Annotated in this window: 17 protein-coding genes; 11 read left to right on the forward strand and 6 right to left on the reverse strand. The window is 74.5% G+C overall.

Annotated features, from left to right (window positions below; genetic code table 11):
* The first annotated feature begins 182 nt into the window (after positions 1-182).
* Positions 183-1,688 (forward strand): cell division protein PerM, encoded by a 1,506-nt coding sequence (locus O4U47_RS12950; protein ID WP_270678080.1) that lies wholly within the window; start codon positions 183-185, stop codon positions 1,686-1,688.
* A gap of 6 nt (positions 1,689-1,694) precedes the next feature.
* Here O4U47_RS12950 and O4U47_RS12955 read toward each other — a convergent pair whose 3' ends face one another.
* Entirely contained in the window at positions 1,695-2,114 is a 420-nt protein-coding gene (locus tag O4U47_RS12955) for a DUF4190 domain-containing protein (protein ID WP_270678081.1), read from the reverse strand.
* A 243-nt stretch (positions 2,115-2,357) separates the two neighbouring features.
* On the opposite strand from O4U47_RS12955, the gene purN reads away from it, so the two are divergent.
* Genes purN through O4U47_RS12970 form a run of 3 tightly spaced genes read left to right on the forward strand, consistent with a single transcriptional unit; the run spans position 2,358 to position 5,448 of the window.
* Positions 2,358-2,990, forward strand: coding sequence for a phosphoribosylglycinamide formyltransferase (gene purN / locus O4U47_RS12960; RefSeq protein WP_270678149.1), 633 nt, complete (start codon positions 2,358-2,360; stop codon positions 2,988-2,990).
* Positions 2,987-4,558, forward strand: coding sequence for a bifunctional phosphoribosylaminoimidazolecarboxamide formyltransferase/IMP cyclohydrolase (purH, locus tag O4U47_RS12965; protein ID WP_270678082.1), 1,572 nt, complete (start codon positions 2,987-2,989; stop codon positions 4,556-4,558). The genes purN and purH overlap by 4 nt, the downstream gene beginning before the upstream one ends.
* Before the next feature lie 32 nt (positions 4,559-4,590).
* The gene (locus O4U47_RS12970; protein ID WP_270678083.1) at positions 4,591-5,448 is read left to right on the forward strand and encodes a bifunctional methylenetetrahydrofolate dehydrogenase/methenyltetrahydrofolate cyclohydrolase; all 858 of its coding nucleotides are present in this window, start codon (positions 4,591-4,593) and stop codon (positions 5,446-5,448) included.
* 52 nt (positions 5,449-5,500) lie between these two features.
* Here O4U47_RS12970 and O4U47_RS12975 read toward each other — a convergent pair whose 3' ends face one another.
* Positions 5,501-6,106: an FHA domain-containing protein gene (locus tag O4U47_RS12975; RefSeq protein ID WP_017626033.1), complete on the reverse strand. Its 606-nt coding sequence runs from the start codon at positions 6,104-6,106 to the stop codon at positions 5,501-5,503.
* A 444-nt stretch (positions 6,107-6,550) separates the two neighbouring features.
* Here O4U47_RS12975 and O4U47_RS12980 point away from each other — a divergent pair, with 444 nt between their 5' ends.
* Both O4U47_RS12980 and O4U47_RS12985 read left to right on the forward strand, forming a co-directional pair.
* Entirely contained in the window at positions 6,551-6,901 is a 351-nt protein-coding gene (locus O4U47_RS12980; protein ID WP_408638968.1) for a DUF3017 domain-containing protein, read from the forward strand.
* Positions 6,902-7,016: 115 nt separating this feature from the next.
* Entirely contained in the window at positions 7,017-8,234 is a 1,218-nt protein-coding gene (locus O4U47_RS12985) for an NADP-dependent isocitrate dehydrogenase (RefSeq protein WP_270678085.1), read from the forward strand.
* 346 nt (positions 8,235-8,580) lie between these two features.
* Here the strand turns inward: O4U47_RS12985 and O4U47_RS12990 are convergent, their stop codons facing one another.
* The 3 genes from O4U47_RS12990 to O4U47_RS13000 form a co-directional block, all read right to left on the reverse strand.
* Entirely contained in the window at positions 8,581-9,789 is a 1,209-nt protein-coding gene (locus tag O4U47_RS12990) for an LCP family protein (protein WP_270678086.1), read from the reverse strand.
* Positions 9,790-9,927: 138 nt separating this feature from the next.
* Complete coding sequence (locus tag O4U47_RS12995) at positions 9,928-10,344, reverse strand: spore-associated protein A (RefSeq protein ID WP_270678087.1); 417 nt, start codon at positions 10,342-10,344, stop codon at positions 9,928-9,930.
* Positions 10,345-10,395: 51 nt separating this feature from the next.
* The gene (locus tag O4U47_RS13000) at positions 10,396-11,442 is read right to left on the reverse strand and encodes a galactokinase family protein (protein ID WP_270678088.1); all 1,047 of its coding nucleotides are present in this window, start codon (positions 11,440-11,442) and stop codon (positions 10,396-10,398) included.
* A gap of 105 nt (positions 11,443-11,547) precedes the next feature.
* Between O4U47_RS13000 and O4U47_RS13005 the strand changes: the two genes are divergently transcribed.
* From O4U47_RS13005 to O4U47_RS13020, 4 genes are all read left to right on the forward strand, one after another.
* On the forward strand, positions 11,548-12,744 hold the full coding sequence (locus tag O4U47_RS13005) for a YihY/virulence factor BrkB family protein (RefSeq protein WP_270678089.1): 1,197 nt from the start codon (positions 11,548-11,550) through the stop codon (positions 12,742-12,744).
* Positions 12,745-12,849: 105 nt separating this feature from the next.
* Positions 12,850-13,992, forward strand: a complete 1,143-nt coding sequence (locus O4U47_RS13010) for a glutamate--cysteine ligase (RefSeq protein WP_270678090.1) — start codon at positions 12,850-12,852, stop codon at positions 13,990-13,992.
* 54 nt (positions 13,993-14,046) lie between these two features.
* Positions 14,047-15,303, forward strand: a complete 1,257-nt coding sequence (locus O4U47_RS13015; protein ID WP_270678091.1) for a M20 family metallopeptidase — start codon at positions 14,047-14,049, stop codon at positions 15,301-15,303.
* A gap of 52 nt (positions 15,304-15,355) precedes the next feature.
* Complete coding sequence (locus tag O4U47_RS13020; protein ID WP_270678092.1) at positions 15,356-15,955, forward strand: PH domain-containing protein; 600 nt, start codon at positions 15,356-15,358, stop codon at positions 15,953-15,955.
* 490 nt (positions 15,956-16,445) lie between these two features.
* Here the strand turns inward: O4U47_RS13020 and O4U47_RS13025 are convergent, their stop codons facing one another.
* On the reverse strand, positions 16,446-17,249 hold the full coding sequence (locus tag O4U47_RS13025) for a purine-nucleoside phosphorylase (RefSeq protein WP_270678150.1): 804 nt from the start codon (positions 17,247-17,249) through the stop codon (positions 16,446-16,448).
* A gap of 273 nt (positions 17,250-17,522) precedes the next feature.
* Between O4U47_RS13025 and O4U47_RS13030 the strand changes: the two genes are divergently transcribed.
* The gene (locus O4U47_RS13030) at positions 17,523-18,899 is read left to right on the forward strand and encodes an NAD(P)H-quinone dehydrogenase (protein ID WP_270678093.1); all 1,377 of its coding nucleotides are present in this window, start codon (positions 17,523-17,525) and stop codon (positions 18,897-18,899) included.
* Positions 18,900-18,963 lie beyond the last annotated feature (64 nt).

Below are 18,963 nucleotides of genomic sequence, written 5' to 3' on the forward strand. Positions count from 1 at the left end.
CCAAGAAGGAGGCTCTGGAGGCGGCCGGCGTGAAGGTCGGCAAGACCCCCAGCGAGACGGCCAAGCTCGCGCGCGACCTCTTCTAGCATCCGCCGCGCCTTCGTGCGCATGCGCCGCCCCGCCCCGGGACCCCGGGGCGGGGCGCGCTCGTTCCGGGCGCCTTCTGCTGGCAGCATGGCGGGGTGAGCGCGCCCAAGGAACCCTCCGACCGACGCGGGACCGACCACCGCCCGCTGTACACCGCGGGCGGGCTGGCCGCCGCCTGGGCGGCCGGCGTCGGCCTGGCCGTCCTGCTGACCCTCACCCTCGCCGGCTGGGTGGCCGCCCCGCACGACGCCTTCGGCGAGGAGATCGCCGACGTCGTGCGCACCGCCGTGCAAGCGTGGCTGGTGGCCCACCTGGTCGGCTTCGGCATCCCCGGCGGCGAGGTGATGATGCTGCCGCTGGGCCTGGTGGTGCTCCCCGGCGCGCTGCTGTACCGGGCCGGGCGCTGGCTGGCGCGCAGCAGCGAGCTGCCCCGGCTGCGCCACATGTTCCGCGCCGCCGTGGCCCTGGCCGGGCCGTACGCGGCCGTGTCGGGCACGCTCGCGCTGGTGGCCCAGACCGAGGCGATCCGCCCCAGCGTGCTGCAGGCGCTGGTGGCCGGGTTCTCGCTGGCGTTCGTCGCCGGGGGGCTGGGCGTGCTCCGCCAGCAGCTCCACGACAAGGGCATCCCGCTGCGCCGGATGCTGGAGCTGATGCCCGACCGCCCGCGCTCGCTGCTGGCCGGGACATCCGGCGCCACCGCGGTGCTGCTGGCCGCCGGGACGGTGCTGTTCGCCTGCGGGCTGGCGTTCGGGTTCGGCGACGCCGCGGGCATCACCCGCGAGCTGGCGCCGGGCGCGGTCGGCGGCACCCTGCTCTTCCTGGCCCAGCTCGCCTACCTGCCCAACGCGGTGGTGTTCGGCACCGCCTACGCGGTGGGGCCGGGCTTCGCGGTGGGGACCGGCACCATGGTCGCCCCCACCGGGGTGGCGGTCGGGCCGCTCCCGGCGTTCCCGATGCTGGCGGCGCTGCCGGACAACGGCGCGGCCCCGGTGGCGTCCCTGGCGGCATTGGCCGCCCCGTTCGCCGCCGGTGCGCTGGGCGGGGTGCTCACCCAGCGCAGCGCCCCCACCGTGGTGGGGGAGGCGGCTCCGCTGTGGGGGTTCGTCTGCGGGGTCGCGACCGGCCTGGTGTTCACCGCGCTGTCGCTGATGGCCGGCGGGCCGATCGGGGCCGAGCGACTGGCCGACGTGGGGCCGTCGGCGTGGCAGGTCGGGCTGATCACCGCTTTGGAGGTGGGCCTGGCGGCGGCGATCGCGGCCTGGCTGGCCAACTGGCGGCACTTCCGCAGGCGCGCCGCCGAGCGGGCGCAGGAGGCCGCACCCGAGGAGGACGGGCCCGAAGAGGCCGAGCCGGTGGAGGCCGTGCCCGCACAGGCCGTGCCCGCGGAGCCCGAGCCCGCGCAGGCCGAGCCCGCGCAGGCCGAGGAGCCGGACGGGGACGGCGGGAAGGCCGGGCGCCGACGGTTCCGGATGCCCCGGCTGCCGCGGCTCCGCAAGAGGCGCGGCGCGCCCGAGCCCGACGAGGACGACCCCGGCGAGCTGTTCGGCATCACCTACGAGGCCGGACCGGACGAGGCCCCGGTCGAGGAGTCCAGCCGCTAGCGGTCCCTAGGCGGAGCCGCCGAGGGAGGGCACGTCCTCCTTGGGGATGCCCGCGCGCTCGGACACCGCCGCCTTCCAGGCGTCGTCGCACTGCTCCTGCGTGCTGACGGTCAGCGCCCGGGCCGAGCACTCCTGGTAGGCGGTGTACTCGTCCCAGAAGACGATGTACCCGGCGATGGCCGCCACCGAGAACACCACGCCGATCCAGCCCAGCACCATGCTCAGCACCGCGCCCGGGGCGTGGCCGCTGTTCGCGCGGGCCGCCCGGCGGGCCTTGCGCCCCTGGTGGATGCCGAGCAGCGACAGGAGCACGCCGAACGGGGGCAGCATCAGCCCCGCGGCGGACAGGAAGACCCCCCACAGGCCGCCCTTCTCCACGGTGGGCGGCTGCCCGTCGGCGTGCGGCTGCGGGGACTGCTCGGTCAACGCGGGTCCTTTCCTCGGTCGGGCGGCTCGGGGGAGGCGCCGGTACAGACGCTACCGGAGGACCGGCGCGCTCACGGCCCCGGTCCCTCCGCGTCCGGGCTGGGAGGATAGGGTTGGGCCGCGAGCGGGAGCGCGGTGCCCTCCCGTCCGTTCCGCCCTCTTCCCACCAGTGCCCGGATGCTGCGCGTTCCCAACGCGACCCCGGGCAGGGGCGGACCCGCGATCCCCTGAGGAGGAACCACACTGTCGGCGCGAGTAGTCGTCCTCATCTCCGGGACGGGGAGCAACATGGCCGCGCTCCTCGAAGCGGCGGAGGACCCCGAGTACGGGGCCGCGGTCGTCGCGGTCGGATCGGACAGAGAGAACGCGGCGGGGCTGGAGCTGGCCGAAAAGGCCGGGGTGCCGGTGTTCGCCGAACCCTTCCGGGGCCGCGGGGAGCGCGCCGCCTGGAACGCGGACCTGGCCGCGCGCATCGCCTCCTACCACCCCGACCTGGTGGTCTCGGCCGGGTTCATGCGCATCCTGGGCCGTGAGGTGATCGACGTGGCCCCGGTGGTCAACCTGCACCCCGCGCTGCTGCCGTCGTTCCCGGGCGCGCACGCGGTGCGCGACGCCCTCGCCCACGGCGTGCGGGTCACCGGCTCCACGGTGCACTTCGTCGACGAGGGGGTGGACACCGGGCCGATCATCGACCAGGTGGCGGTGCGGGTCGAGCCCGGCGACGACGAGGCGTCGCTGCACGCGCGGATCAAGGCGGTGGAGTCCCGGCTGCTGGTGGAGACGGTGGGCCGGCTGGCCCGGGAGGGGTGGCGCCTGGAGGGGCGGCACGTGCGGCCCGGTGCGGCCGGCAACGAACGAGCGGAGGAGAACCGGTGACGCGGCAGGCCATTCGGCGCGCGCTGATCAGCGTTTACGACAAGACGGGGCTGGAGGAGCTGGGCGTGGGCCTGGCCGGGGCCGGGGTGGAGATCGTCTCCACCGGGTCGACGGCGGCCCGCCTGGCCGCGGCCGGGGTGCCGGTGGTGCCGGTGGAGGAGGTGACCGGCTTCCCCGAGTGCCTGGACGGGCGGGTCAAGACGCTCCACCCGAAGGTGCACGCCGGGCTGCTGGCCGACCGGCGCCGCCCCGAGCACCGGGCCTCCCTGGAGGAGATGGGGGTGGCCCCCTTCGACCTGGTGGTGGTCAACCTCTACCCGTTCTCCGAGACGGTCGCCTCGGGCGCCTCCCAGGAGGAGTGCATCGAGAAGATCGACATCGGCGGCCCGTCGATGGTGCGGGCGGCCGCCAAGAACCACGCGAGCGTGGCCGTGGTGGTCGACCCGGCCCGCTATGACGAGGTGCTGGAGGCGGTGCGCGCCGACGGCTTCGAGGAGGCCGCCCGCAGGCGGCTGGCGGCCCAGGCCTTCGCCCACACCGCCGCCTACGACGCGGCGGTGGCCGGCTGGTTCGCCGAGGACTACGCCCCCGACGGCACGGCCGAGGCGACCGGCTGGCCGGACTTCCACGCGGTGGCCTACGAGCGTGCGGCCACCCTGCGCTACGGCGAGAACCCGCACCAGCGGGCGGCGCTGTACGTCACCGGCGACCCGGCGGGGCCGGGGCTGGCCGGGGCCGGGCAGCTGCACGGCAAGGAGATGTCCTACAACAACTACGTCGACGCCGACGCGGCGCTGCGGGCCGCCTACGACTTCGACGAGCCGTGCACGGCGATCATCAAGCACGCCAACCCGTGCGGCATCGCGCTGGGCGCCGACATCGCCGAGGCGCACCTGAAGGCGCACGCCTGCGACCCGCTGTCGGCCTTCGGCGGGGTGGTGGCGGTCAACCGCCCGGTCACCGCCCGCATGGCCGAGCAGCTCGCCGACATCTTCACCGAGGTGGTGGCCGCCCCCGCGTTCGAGGAGGGGGCGCTGGAACTGCTCACCCGCAAGAAGAACGTGCGCCTGCTGACGGTGGCGGCCCCGGACCGCGCCGCCCGGCCCGAGGCGCGGCAGATCAGCGGCGGGCTGCTGCTGCAGTCGGCGGACGCGCTGGACGCCCCGGGTGACACCCCCGACGGGTGGGAGCTGCGCACCGGCGCCCCCGCCGACGCGGCGACCCTGGCCGACCTGGCCTTCGCCTGGCGGGCGGTGCGCGCGGTCAAGTCCAACGCGATCCTGCTGGCCGCCGACCGGGCCACGGTCGGCGTCGGGATGGGCCAGGTGAACCGGGTGGACTCGGTGCGGCTGGCGGTGTCCCGTGCGGGGGAGGACCGGGTGGGCGGCTCCGTGGCCGCCAGCGACGCCTTCTTCCCGTTCCCCGACGGTCTCGAGGCGCTGGCCGAGGCCGGCGTGCGGGCCGTCGTCCAGCCGGGCGGCTCGGTGCGCGACGACGAGGTCGCGGCCGCCGCCGAACGGCACGGCGTGACGATGTACTTCACCGGCACGCGGCACTTCTTCCACTGAGAAACCCCCCGAGGGGGAACGGAGGCGACGCCATGAGCGCACAGGTGCTGGACGGAAAGGCCACCGCCGCGAAGATCCGGGCGGAACTGGCCGGGCGGGTGGCCGCCCTCAAGGAGAAGGGGGTGCATCCGGGGCTGGGCACGGTCCTGGTCGGGGACGACCCGGGCAGCACCTCCTACGTGGCGGGCAAGCACCGCGACTGCGCGGAGGTGGGCATCGCGAGCATCCGCCGCGACCTGCCCGCCACCGCCTCCCAGGCCGAGGTGGAGGCGGCGGTGGCCGAGCTCAACGCCGACCCGGCGTGCACCGGCTACATCGTGCAGCTCCCCCTGCCCAAGGGGCTGGACGAGAACCGGGTGCTCGGCCTCATCGATCCGGTCAAGGACGCCGACGGGCTGCAGCCGGCGAATCTGGGCCGCCTGGTGCTGATGGAGCCGGCCCCGCTGCCGTGCACCCCGCGCGGCATCATCGACCTGCTCACCCGGTACGGGGTGGAGCTGGACGGCGCCGAGGTCGTGGTCGTGGGGCGCGGGGTGACCGTGGGCCGCCCGCTGGGGCTGCTGCTGACCCGGCGCTCGGAGAACGCGACGGTGACGCTGTGCCACACCGGGACGCGGGACCTGGCCGCGCACACCCGCCGCGCCGACGTGGTGGTGGCCGCGGCGGGGAAGCCGGGGCTGGTCACCGGCGACATGGTCAAGCCGGGGGCGGCCGTGCTGGACGTGGGCGTCAGCCGCACCGACCAGGGGATCGCCGGGGACGTGGCCCCGGACGTGTGGGACACGGCCGGGCACGTCTCCCCGAACCCGGGCGGCGTGGGCCCGATGACCCGGGCGATGCTGCTGGTCAACGTGGTCGAGGCGGCGGAGCGCGCGGCCGGTCTCGTCTAGGCTCCGCGTGCGCGCCCGCCGTCGTCCCCGCGGGGGCGGCGGCGGGCGCCCCTCATCCCGCCTTGCGTTCGCGGTCGCCCGCGGGCATGGGGCGCACCAGGCCCAGGGCGACCACTTCGTTGGCCAGCCGGGTGCGGCGGTTGGGCCCTTCGGGGATGCGGAACTTCTGGTAGAGGCGGAGCAGGTGCTGTTTGACCGCGGCCTCGGTGACCACCAGGTCCTCGGCGATCTCGCGGGCGGTCGCGGGGGAGACGAACGCCTCGTCGGACAGGGCCGGGCGGCACAGGGAGGTCAGGACGTCCAGCTCCCGCCGGGTGAGCTCGGGCGCCGCTCCGCGGCGCAGCTCGACGTCGGGGTGCAGGTCCTCGCGGGGCAGCCCGCCGATCTTGCAGCGGGCCGACCCGAAGCTGACGACGTCGCCCTCCTCCAGGACGCGCCGGGCGATGGGGCGGCCGTTGACCCGGGTGCCGTTGCGCGACAGGCCGAGGTCGACGACGTAGACGTAGGGGCCGCGGCGCACCAGTTCGGCGTGCAGTTGGGAGACGCTGGGGTCGGAGAGGCGGATGTCGGCGCCCTCACCGCGGCCGACGGTGGTCACCTCGGCGGTGACGCGGCAGACGTCCCCGGTCTCCTCGACCCTGATGTAGGGCCCGTCCACGGTTCTTCCTCCCGTTGTGGGGCGTGGCCGTTGGGACGGTGCGCGGTTGACGTGCTGAGTGGGGTTCATGGGGGGCTGTCCTCGCTCACCGTGGCACTCGTCTCCTGGTTGGTTACCCGGGGCCTGTCGGTTCTACGCGCTTACTCCCCCGTTAGACACCTATCGCGGGAGGTTTACGCCCTTCATCGGAGATCGGGACGATGGGGCGCGGGGGCGCCCCGGGCCCGATACGGTGCGGCGTGGGACGTCGGCGTGGGGGGACTCACTAGACTGGTTCCGCGGTGGCCAGTCGCGATGAGTGATCATTGACGGTTCGCTCGCCCGTGGCCCCACGTCTCCTCCGGGTTTCGGTCATGCCGCCGCGGCCGGTGGCCGGAGTGCGCCATTCGGGGCGCCGTCCCGTGCCTGCGATCGGTGCGTTGGAGCGTGAGGTAATCGGTGAGCCTGGATTCGGTGGAGGCAGCGGTCGCAGCCGAGGAGCAGGAGCAGGGTCCGCCCGAGCCCGGTGACCGGCAGGCGCCGGAGGCGCCCGGCTGGCTCGCCCAGGTCCCCTACTTCCTGGTGCTCGCCACCATGGCGGCGGGCATCGTGGTGGTGGCGGCGGCCTATTTCAAGCGCGGGCCCGCGATCATCGCCGGGGCGCTGATGCTGGCGGCGCTGCTGCGCTACGTGCTCCCCGAGGACCGCGTCGGCATGCTGGCCGTGCGCGGGCGCTGGTTCGACATCGCGACCGCCCTCGGGCTGGCCGGGGCGCTGGTGGTGCTGGCGTGGGTGGCGCCCGCCCTGGGCACGTGAGCGTCTAATAAGCTTGATATCGAGATATCGCGTACAGTTCGGCCGGGCCGCCTGCCACCGCGACGCCCTTGGGACGCGCGACGGCCAGCCGACACGAAGGGACAGCCACACAGCCATGGCCAAGATCAAGGTTGAGAACCCCGTAGTAGAGCTCGACGGCGACGAGATGACCCGGATCATCTGGTCCTTCATCAAGGACCGCCTGATCCTGCCCTACCTGGACGTCGACCTGAAGTACTACGACCTGGGCATCGAGGAGCGCGACCGCACCGACGACCAGGTCACCGTCGACGCGGCCAACGCCATCAAGCAGCACGGCGTCGGCGTCAAGTGCGCCACCATCACCCCCGACGAGGCCCGGGTCGAGGAGTTCGACCTGAAGAGGATGTGGCGCTCGCCCAACGGCACGATCCGCAACATCCTGGGCGGCGTCGTCTTCCGTGAGCCGATCATCTGCCAGAACGTGCCGCGCCTGGTCCCCGGGTGGACCCAGCCGATCATCATCGGCCGCCACGCCCACGGCGACCAGTACAAGGCCAGCGACTTCAAGGTCCCCGGCCCCGGCACGGTGACCATCACCTACACGCCCGACGAGGGCGGCGAGCCCATGGAGATGGAGGTCGCGCGCTTCCCCGAGGGCGGCGGCGTGGCCATGGGCATGTACAACTACCGCAAGTCCATCGAGGACTTCGCGCGCGCCAGCCTCAACTACGGCCTGGACCGCGGCTACCCGGTGTACATGTCCACCAAGAACACGATCCTCAAGGCCTACGACGGCATGTTCAAGGACGTGTTCCAGGAGATCTACGACACCGAGTTCAAGCAGAAGTTCGAGGCCGCCGGCCTGACCTACGAGCACCGGCTGATCGACGACATGGTCGCCGCCGCGCTCAAGTGGGAGGGCGGCTACGTCTGGGCCTGCAAGAACTACGACGGCGACGTGCAGTCCGACACGGTCGCCCAGGGCTTCGGGTCGCTGGGCCTGATGACCTCGGTGCTGCGCACCGCGGACGGCCGGACCGTGGAGGCCGAGGCCGCGCACGGCACGGTCACCCGCCACTTCCGCCAGCACCAGCAGGGCAAGCCGACCTCCACCAACCCGATCGCGTCCATCTTCGCCTGGACGCGCGGCCTGGAGCACCGCGGCAAGCTGGACTCCACCCCGAAGGTCACCGAGTTCGCCAACACGCTGGAGCGCGTGGTCATCGACACCGTCGAGGGCGGGCAGATGACCAAGGACCTGGCGCTGCTGGTCGGCGGCGACCAGGAGTGGCTGACCACCGAGCAGTTCCTCGCCGCGCTCGACGAGAACCTGCAGAAGCGCCTGGCCTGAGGCCGCGCCGGGGGCGGCCCCGCCGGGGGACCGGCGGGGCCGCTTTCGCGTTCGGCCTGCGCGGGCGCGGGTGCGCTGCGAGGATGGATCCGCGGGTTCCCGTTCCGGGTGCGGCGAAGGCCACAGCCGCACCGTTCGCGTAGTTTGCGAGCATTGCGTAGAGTTGTACCTGTTCGGAGCGGCCGGAACCGGCCGGACCCGGACACCGCAGGCCGACGTGCCGGCCGTGCGCCCGCTGGGGGGTAGGCGCGCGCGGTGCGGAACGTCACCAGAAGGGCCCACCGCCTCCGGGCGGTGGGCCCTTCGCCTGTGCGGGGCGGGCCCGGTAGCGGGCCCGGTAGCGGGCTCAGTCCCGCAGCACGTCCTCGGGGATCTCCTCCCCCTGGCGCATCGCCTCGAACATCGTCTCCGAGGCGGCCTCGTCCCACAGCACCACGCTGCCGACGTCGAGCGTGGGCGTCGACCCCACCGGCACCGACGTGGTCGTGGGGTCCTCGCGCATCGCCATCGCCATGCCGCCCAGGTCCATCAGCGAGTCGTCCTCGTCCACCTCGAAGGTCTCGGTGCCCTCCCGCACCATCGGGACCGAGCGGAAGGGGTTGGCCAGCGTGGAGGTGTCCGTGCCCTTGGAGACCAGGGCGCTGAAGAACTCCCGCTGGCGCTGGATGCGGTCCAGGTCGGCGCGGGCCGAGGCGCGGGTGCGCACGTACCCCAGGGCGGTGGCGCCGTCCATCTCCTGGCACCCGGCCTCGATGTCCAGCCCGGCCTTGGGGTCCTCCATGGGCTCCTCGGGGCACATCTCCACCCCGCCGACCGCGTCCACGATGTCGACGAACCCGCCGAGGCCGATCTCCACGTAGTGGTCGATCCGCACCCCGGAGGCCTGCTCGAAGGTCTGGATCAGGGTGCTCGGCCCGCCGCCCAGGTCCTCGGAGAAGGCCGCGTTGATCTTGTTCTGGCCGATGCCGGGGATCTCCACGTAGGAGTCGCGCGGGACGCTGATGATGGAGGGGCGCCCGTCCTCGGGCACGTACACCACCATGATCGTGTCGGTGCGCTTGCCCTCCGCGCGGCCGGTGCGCAGGTCCTGCAGCTCGTCCTCGCTGAGGTCCTTGCGGCTGTCGGAGCCGACCACCATGTAGGTGGTGCCCGGCTGCTCCTCGGGGCGCCCGTCGGCGGCCGGCATCGCGTCGACCCGCACCAGGCGGCCGTTGGCCCACATGTAGAACCCGACGGCGAACACCAGCGGCGCCAGGACCAGCAGGGCCAGCACCGCGCCGGCGATCCTCAGGCCGCGCCGGCGGCGCCGCTCACGCGACTGCCGCTTCCTGCGGGCGGTGCCGGTTCCGTCGTAGACCCGGCCCGGGGGCAGGTCCTTGCGCTTGCGCCCCCCGCCGTCCCCGCGCGCGGGGGGCATGCGGCGGGTGGACCCGGCCGAGCCCGAGGAGGACCGCCGCTCCGGGCGGTACATCTTCTCGATCTCGTCGTACCCGCCGGAGTCGGAGCGCCGGAAGACCCCGGTGCGCTGCGAGTCGTCGTCTCGGCCGTGGACCATCGTTCAGTTCGCCCGTTCCCGTCGTTCGCCTCTCGCCTGTACCGACGCGGCCGATCGTATTCCGGTTCGGCCCCGGCACCCCGGTATGACGGATCTCACCCTCGGTCCGTGTCAACCGCCCGTATCAGGCGGCCGTGCTCAGCCGCAGTTGGTGCGGGCCTTTCCGGCGGCCTGGCCGCCGATGATCCCGCTCCAGGTCACGCACGTGCCCTTGGCGTCCAGGCGCACCGGCCCGGCGTACTCGGTGAAGTCGCCGCTGTCCAGCACCGCCGCCCCGGGGTCCGAGGCCGGCGCGAGCTGCACGTCCATCGGCCGGGCCGCGCCTTTGGAGGCACGGACGGTCACCGCGCAGTTCTTGCCGGAGGAGCCGTTGTAGGTCAGGAAGACGGTCCCCGCGCCGCCCGGCAGGTCGGCGGAGTTGACGACCTTGTAGCCCGAGCCGCAGGCGCCGTTGTAGCCCGCGGCCGAGGCGGGCGCGGCCGTGGTGAGCACGCCGCCCGCGGTGAGCAGGGCGAGTGCCGCGAGCGCGGTGGGCGCGGGCCTGGGGGCGGGCATGGGTTCCCTCCGTCTCGTAGGGCCCTCTCGCGGGGCCGTCTGTGCGGCCGGTCAGTCCGACCGGCGGGCGCCCGCGGCCGGGAGGGCGGTGCGGATCCGGGGGCGGATCCGGGGGAAGCGCTCCTCCAGTGCGGCGCGGACGGCCTCGGCGACCGCCCCGGCGCGCTCGGCGGGCACGAGTGCCACCGCGCAGGCGCCGGAGCCGCCGGTCATCCGGGCGCCTCGCGCGCCAGAGCCTACGGCCCGCTCCACCGCCAGGTCCAGTTCGGGGGTGGACATCCCGAAATGGTCGCGGACGGACAAGTGGGAGGCGGTCAGCACCGCGCCGATGTCGCCGAGCGCCCCGGCGCGCATCAGGCCCGTGACGGCGCTGAGCCGGTTGTCCTCGGTGACGGTGTGCCGTACGCGGCTGCGCAGCACCGGGTCGCGCAGCCGCCGCAGGGCCCCTGCCAGGTCCTCGACCTCGCGCAGGGAGGACACGCCGAGCCGGGCCGCGGCGCGTGCGCACTCGGCCCGGCGGCGGGACGAGGGCGCCGGGGGGATGGAGCGGGTGTCGGCGATGAGGAGCCGCAGCCCGGCGGCCGCGAGGCCGAAGGGGAAGGCGCGGGTGCGCCCGGTGCGCCGGTCGACGCGCAGGGCCGTGCCCTCGGTGAAGGGCAGGGCGGTGTCCGTGGTGCCCAGGACGGGGCGCAGGGCCTCCTCCAGGGCCTCCTGCCCGCCCAGGGCGGCCGGGGCGGGCAGGTCGGTGTCGATGAGGACGCGGGCGCCGGCGGCCGCGTCGTTGAGGGGCGCGGGCAGCGGCAGCGGCGTGTCCGGGTCGCGGGCGTGGCGCAGCTCCACGGTGCCGTCCCCGGCGGGCGCCCATGCCGCGTGCACGCCCCAGGGGAGGGCGGCGAGGAGCACGGGGGAGTCCTCCCCTCCCGGCTCGCCCATGAGGGCGACGCGGCCGGGGGCGAAGCGCACGCCCTCGGGCGCGGTTCCGTAGAGGTCGGCGAAGGCGGCCGTGAGAGCGCCGGTGCCGACGCTGTCGGCCACCGGCCACTCGGGGACCCGTGCCGTGTGGTCCCGGCCACTCAGGAGGCGTCTGAAGAGCTTCACAATGGTCTTCATTGTGCCGCGCGCGTGGTCCGCTTCCGCGCCTCGCGCCGCTGCGGCTACGCTCGGTCCACCACTGTGGACGTTCCGGGAGGTGAGGCGGCGATCGTGGAGGAGACGGGCACCGCCCGCGGCGCGGTCGGGAGGGCCAAGGACGAGGCGCGGCACCTGAAGCAGCGCGGCATGGACGCCTATTGGGGGCTGCGCCGTCGGCACCCGTGGTTCGACCACATCGTGCGGGCCGCCGAGCGCTACTCCGATCAGGACGGGAGCCGCCTGGCGGCCTCGGTCACCTACTTCGCCTTCCTGTCCTTCTTCCCGCTGATCGCCCTCGCCTTCGCCGTCGTCGGGTACGTCGCCGAGTTCAGCCCCGACGCCCGCGACTACCTCGACACCGCCGTCAACGACCTGCTGCCCGGCCTGGCCGCGGAGCTGCCCATCGACGAGATCGCGCAGGCCCGCACCGGCGCCTCCGTCGTCGGCCTGCTGGGCCTGCTGTACGCCGGGCTGGGCGCCGTCGGGCAGCTGCGCGCCGCCCTGCACCGCATCTGGCTGAAGAACCCCTCCGAGGGCCCCAACGTCGTCCTGGCCAAACTCCAGGACACGGCGGTGATGGCGGTGCTGGGCACCGCCCTGCTGGCCTCGGTGGCGCTCACCAGCGTCTCCCAGGCGGCCACCCGCTGGGCGCTGGCCTGGGTGGAGCTGGACGGGTCGGTGGCCGCGGTGGCCGCCACCCGCCTGCTGGCGGTGGCCATCGCCGTCGCGGCCGACACCCTCATCTTCCTGGTGGTCTTCTCCCGGCTGTCCGGCACCCGCCGCCCCTGGCGGATGCTGTGGCGCGGGGCGCTGCTGGCCGCCGCCGCGTTCGAGGTGCTCAAGTCGGCGGGCGCGCTGCTGATCGCCGGGACCCTGAACAACCCGGTCTACGCCTCCTTCGCGGTCCTGGTCGGGCTGCTGGTGTGGATGAACATCGTGCTGCGCGCCGTCATGTTCGCCGCCGCCTGGACCGCCACCTGGCTCCCGGTCCCGCCGCCCTACCAGGGGGCCGTCCCGCTCGACCTGCCGGTGGGCCTGGACCCGGCCGAACCCGGGCGCAGCGCGGTCCGCCCCGCCGACGGCGTGCACGGCGCCGCCGTGCTCCCGGCCCGCCCCACCGCCGAGGCGCTGGCCCGGTCGCGCGCCCTGACCCGCCGCCGCCTGCTGCTGCGCCGGCTGCGCGCGCTCGCCCCGGCGGCGGCCGCGGGCGCCGCGGCGGCCGTGTTCTGGATATGGCGGACCCGCGGGCGCCGGGACGCGTACCGTTGAGGTGACGGGCGGTCCCGCGGACGGGTTGCGGATCCGCGGCCCCGGGGATGAAGGTTCCACTGCGCCGGTGAGCGCGCCGGCCGGACCCCTGCTCGGAGGTTGCCCGTGGCCATCGAATTCAACGCCTCTGACCGGACCACCCTGGGCGTGGAGTGGGAGCTGCAGCTCGTCGACGTCCGCACCCGCCACCTGCGCCAGGAGGCCCAGCAGGTGCTGGCCGACCTGCCCGACCTGAGCCGCGGCCCGGGCCGCCCCCCGCTGCGGCACGAGCTCATGCAGTGCACCGTGGAGGTGGTGACCGGGGTGTGCGAGACCGTGGAGGAGGCCATGGCCGACCTCCAGGGCAGCGCCGACCGCCTGCAGGGCGTGCTGGAGCCCCGCAAGGCGGCCGCGCTGTGCGCGGGCACCCACCCGGTCGACGACTGGCGCGACCAGACCCTGGCCCCGGTGCAGCGGTACGGCGAGCTGATCGAGCAGATGCAGTGGCTGGCCCGGCGCATCCTCACCTTCGGCGTGCACGTCCACGTGGGCGTGCGGTCCAAGGACAAGGCGGTGCCGATCGTCAACGCCCTGGCCGGGTACCTGCCGCACTTCCTGGCGCTGACCGCCTCCAGCCCCTACTGGAGCGGCCACGACACCGGGCTGGCCTCGTCCCGGTCGATCGTCTTCGGCGCGCTGCCGACCTCGGGCCCGCCGCCGCTGCTGGACGATTGGCCGGCTTTCGAGGAATACATGGAGACACTCCTGCGCGCCGGTACCATCGCCAGTATCAAGGAAGTGTGGTGGGACGTCCGCCCGCACCCGGACTACGGCACCATCGAGATCCGGATGTTCGACGGGATCCCCACCCTGCGCGAGGTCGGCATGGCCGCCGCCCTCTCGCAGAGCCTCGTCCGCCTGTTCGACCAGCAGATCGACCGGGGCTACGGGCTGCCGCGCCCGCCCGCGTGGGTGGTCGCCGACAACAAGTGGCGCGCCACCCGGTACGGGCTCGACGCGCGCGTGATCACCGACGGGCGCGGGTCCACCGTCCCGCTGCGGGACGACCTGTACGAGCTCGTGCGCGAGCTCGGACCGGTGGCCGCGCGCCTGGGCTGCGCCGAGGAGCTGGACGCGGTGTCCGAAGTGCTCGACAAGGGCGCCTCCTATGAGCGGCAGCGCGCGATCGTGCGCGAAGGGGGCACCCTCAACGACGTCGTGGACGCGCTCGCCGAGGAGTTCCGCACCGGGACCCCCGGCGGCGGGTAGCACGGCGCGACGACCCACGACGATCCACGACCGACGACGACAGGGGGCCCACGCATGCAGGGGCGTGATCTGCCGGACCAGATGGCCGCGTTTCTCGCGCGCGGTGAACGCGGGCTCGTCGAGTTCCGGCGGGACCTGCACATGCACCCCGAGCTGGCGTTCGCCGAGACCCGGACCACCCAGCGGGTGGAGGAGCGGCTGCGCGCCGCCGGGCTGGAGCCCGAGCGGCTCCCGGACGGCACCGGGCTGGTGTGCGACATCGGTTCCGGCGGGCCCACCGTGGCACTGCGCGGGGACATCGACGCGCTGCCGCTGACCGACGAGAAGACGGACGCGCCCTACCGGTCCACCGTGCCCGGGGCGGCGCACGCCTGCGGGCACGACGTACACACCACCGCGCTGCTGGGGGCGGGGCTGTTCCTCGCCCAGCAGGCCAGGGCCGGGGCGCTCCCCGGGCGGGTGCGGCTGCTGTTCCAGCCGGCCGAGGAGCTGCCGGGCGGCGCCCGCGCCGTGATCGAGGCCGGGGCGCTGGAGGGGGTGGACCGGATCTTCGCCCTGCACTGCGACCCGCGCCTGCTGTGCGGGCAGGTGGGGCTGCGGGTCGGCCCGATCACCGCCGCCTGCGACCAGCTGGCGGTGCGGCTGTCGGGGCCGGGCGGGCACACCGCCCGGCCCCACCTCACCAGCGACCTGGTGTACGCGCTGGGCAAGGTGGTCACCGAGCTGCCGGCGGCGCTGTCGCGCCGGGTGGACCCGCGGGCCGGGTTCAGCCTGGTGTGGGGGCGGGTGAGCGCCGGGTCGGCGCCCAACGTCATCCCCGACGACGCGGTGGCCGAGGGCACGGTGCGCTGCCTGGACGACGACGCGTGGCACGCGGCGCCGGACATCGTCAAGGAGCTGGTGGAGTCGGTGGTCGGGGGCTACCAGGCCACCGCGGAGGTGGACTACCGGCGGGGCGTCCCGCCGACGGTGAACGAGGCGGAGAGCGTGCGCATGCTGCGCGACGCGGTCGGCCAGGCGCTGGGGCCCGAAGCGGTGGCCTCCACCGCGCAGAGCCTGGGCGGGGAGGACTTCGCCTGGTACCTGGAGCACGTGCCGGGGGCGCTGGCGCGGCTGGGCACCCACCCGCCGGACTCCTCGGGGCCGATGCTGGACCTGCACCGGGGCACCTTCGACGTGGACGAGCGCGCGATCGGGACCGGGGTGCGGGTGTTCGTGTCGGCGGCGCTGACGGCCCTGTGGGAGGGCGCCCGCCCGGGCGGGCGCGGCGCGGCGGCCGACGACGCGCTGGGGGACGCGGCGCTGATGTGAGCGGGCGCGCGCCCCGGCCTCCCCGGTCCCGCCATGCGGTAAGACTGGTCATGTGGGAGATGACGGAAGACCCCTGACCGCGACGCTGCCGCGGGTCCTGTCCTGGATCTGGATCGGCGTCGCCGCGCTCTTGCTGTTGGACCTGGTGGTCAACGGCTCCGACGCGGCGTCCCTCGTGGCGGCCGGGGTCCTGCTGCTGACCGTCGGGGGCGTCTACGTGATGTGGCTGCGCCCCCGGATCGTCCCGGGGGAGGAGGGCGTGCGCGTGGTCAACCCGCTGCGCGAGACCCTCGTCCCCTGGTCCGCGTTCACCTGGGCCGATGTGACCGACGTGGTCCGCGTGCACGCGGGCGGCACCGTCGTCCGGTCGTGGGCGCTGCGTGAGACCAAGCGCTCCAAGGTCCGGGAGAACCTGCGCCGGGCCAACGGGTACTCCGACGCGGACCCGATCGCCGAGTCCGACCCCCGCGACCTGCGCCCCGCCGAGCTGCACGCCAAGCGCCTGCGCGAGATCGCCGAGCGCCGCAAGGCGCGGCCCGCCGCAGAGGGCACGGGTGCCGCGGAGGGCGTGGCCACCACGGTGGCGCCGGACGCGGTCGTGGCGCTCGCCGTCCCGATCATCCTGCTCGCGGCGGCCGCCCTGCTGTTCTGAGGCGGCGCCGACCCGTTCCACCAGGGGAGTCCTTCGGGGCTCCCTTTTTTCGTGTGCGCATGGGCGCGTGGGCGCGTGGGTGCCGTCGTGCACGCGTGTGCCCCGGGGGACTTGACGCGGCGCCGCGCACCTGATTAGGTAAGGCATGCCTAAGGAGAACGGGCGGGGCTCCGGGGATCGCGCGGAACCCCGGTGCCCCTCCGCCCCTCCCCGGGCGCTGCGGGTCAACTGAATAGCGGGATCGCGCGGCGGTGCGGATCGCCACCCGCCCCCCGTGCGATCGGTGCACATGGGCCCCGCCGAGGCGGCCGGACGCGTCGTCATCCTCGGCCTCGGGATGCTGCTCGCCACGCAGCGCCGACGGCCACCCGGTGGGTCCCCCCATCCGAGCACCCCTCCGACGGGAGGGGCGCCGTTCCCCAGCGCGGAGGGGAGCGGCGCCCCTTCCGGCCTTTCCCGCCCGTGCCGCGGTCCGGGCCGCGGTCCGTTCCTAGACCCGCATCAGCACGGTGTTCAGCAGCTCGCCCAGCCGCTGGGTGTGGCGGCGCACCGCCTCCAGCGCGGCGTCCGGGTCGAACGGCTCGAACACCCCGCCCACGGCGTCGTTGCTCACCGTCGCCAGGCCCATCACCTCGGCCTCCATCTCGACCGCGGCGATCGTCTCCAGTGCCAGCGAGCGCCCCACCAGGTCCGCCCCGGAGGCGCGGAGCATGCCCAGCTCGGCCGGGGTCATCAGCTCCGGCCCGGTCACCTCCGCGTACACCCCCTCGGCCAGCGACGGGTCCGCGTCGGCGGCCACCCCCCGCAGCCGCGCCGAGTAGGCCCGCGACAGGTCGGTGAAGTCCGGCCCGGTCAGCGGCGAGGCGCCGGTCAGGTTGATGTGGTCGCGCACCAGGATCGGCTCGCCCACCGCGTAGTCCGTGCGCAGCGACCCCGCCGAGCCGGTGAGGACCACGACCGGGGCGCCCGCCGCGATGACGGTGCGCACCGGGTGCACCACCGCCATCGGGTCGTGCGCCTCGCCCAGGTGGACGCGGCCGCAGAGCACGGCGACCCGCTTGGCCCCCACCCACAGGCTGCGCAGCCGCCCCGAGTGGCCCGGCGCGGTCGGCGCGGCGAACCCCGGCAGCTCGGCGGCGTCCAGCTCGATGTCGGGCGTCCCCAGGTGGTCCGCCACGTCGGTCCAGCCCGAGCCGAGCACGACGAGCGCGTCGTAGCCGTCGGCGCCGGTGCGGGACTTCAGTTCCTTCGCCGCCGCGGCGGCCTGCTCCTTCGCGTCGGCCGTCGTGACCACGGGGCGGTCTTGCGTGGATTCGCTCACATCTCCGGAGCGTACCCCTGTGCTTCCGATTTGTTACTGAGCGCAACGCCGGGGTGTGTATCGCGGACACCGGGCGCGGTGTCCGGACCGGGGTCGGCGGCCGCCGGGCGCGCGGGGGAGGGAGCCGCGGAGAATCCGCCCCTGACCATGGCGGACAATGGAGGTGCGACAGGCGAGCAGACATCCGGGCGACAGGGCGCCGGAGTGGTGCCCCGCGCCCAGGCGCCGCGAAGGAGTGGAACAGACGTGACGAAGGTCGTGATCATCGGGGGCGGCCCCGGCGGGTACGAGGCGGCCCTGGTCGCCGCCCAGTTGGGCGCGGACGTGACCGTGGTCGAGCGGGAGGGCGTGGGCGGCGCGTGCGTCCTGACCGACTGCGTGCCCTCCAAGACGATGATCGCCACGTCGGTCCGGTCGACCTACGTCAAGGACGCCGGGCGGCTCGGCCTGACCATCAACGCCGGCGACGAGTGCAAGGTCGGGGTGGACCTGGCCGCGGTCAACGCCCGGGTCAAGCGGCTGGCGCGGGCCCAGTCCGAGGACACCGCCGCCCGGCTGCAGAAGGAGGGCGTGCGGATCGTCGCCGGTGAGGCCCGCCTGGTCGACCCGCGCATCGTGGCCGTGGGCGAGGAGCGCCTGCAGGCCGACGTGGTGCTGCTGGCCACCGGCGCCCACCCGCGCGAGCTGCCCACCGCCCGTCCCGACGGCGAGCGCATCCTCACCTGGCGCCACCTGTACGACCTGGAGGAGATGCCCGAGCACCTGATCGTGGTCGGCTCGGGCGTCACCGGCGCCGAGTTCGCCAACGCCTACACCGGCCTGGGCGCCGAGGTCACCCTCGTCTCCTCGCGCGACCGGGTGATGCCCACGCAGGACGCCGACGCCGCCGAGGTGCTGGAGGGCGTCTTCCGGCGCCGGGGCATGCAGGTGCTCGGCAACACCCGCGCCGAGTCGGTGGTCAACACCGGCGACGGGGTGCGGGTCACCCTCTCCGACGGGCGGACCGTGGAGGGCAGCCACTGCCTGATGACGGTCGGGATGATCCCCAACACCGAGGGGATCGGCCTGGAGGAGATCGGGGTGCGCCTGGACGACGGCGGCTTCGTGCAGGTCGACCGGGTCTCGCGCACCTCCACCCCGGGCGTGTACGCGGCCGGGGACTGCACCGGGGTGAACATGCTCGCCTCGGTGGCGGCCATGCAGGGCCGCATCGCCATGTGGCACGCCCTGGGCGAGGCCGTCTCCCCGCTGAAGCTGTCCACGGTCGCCGCGACCGTGTTCACCAACCCCGAGCTGGCCTCGGTCGGCGCCACCGAGGAGGACGTGCGCAGCGGCAAGGTGGACGCGCGCATCGTGAACCTGCCGCTGGACACCAACCCGCGGGCGAAGATGGGCGGCAGCAAGGACGGGTTCGTCAAGCTGATCTGCCGCCAGCACACGGGCATCGTGCTGGGCGGGGTCATCGTCGGCCCGCGGGCGAGCGAGCTGATCCTGGGGGTGTCCATCGCGGTGCAGCAGCGCCTGACGGTGGACGAGATCGCCCACACCTTCGCGGTCTACCCGTCGCTGTCGGGCAGCGTCACCGAGGCGGCGCGGTCGCTGATGCAGGCCTCGCCCGAGTAGGGGAGGCGGCCCCCAGGGGCCGGACAGGGGGAAGGGCCCACGGCGTCCGCCGCGGGCCCTTCCG

The sequence above is a fragment of the Nocardiopsis suaedae genome (assembly GCF_027706745.1).
GTDB classification, from domain to species: Bacteria; Actinomycetota; Actinomycetes; order Streptosporangiales; family Streptosporangiaceae; genus Nocardiopsis_A; species Nocardiopsis_A suaedae.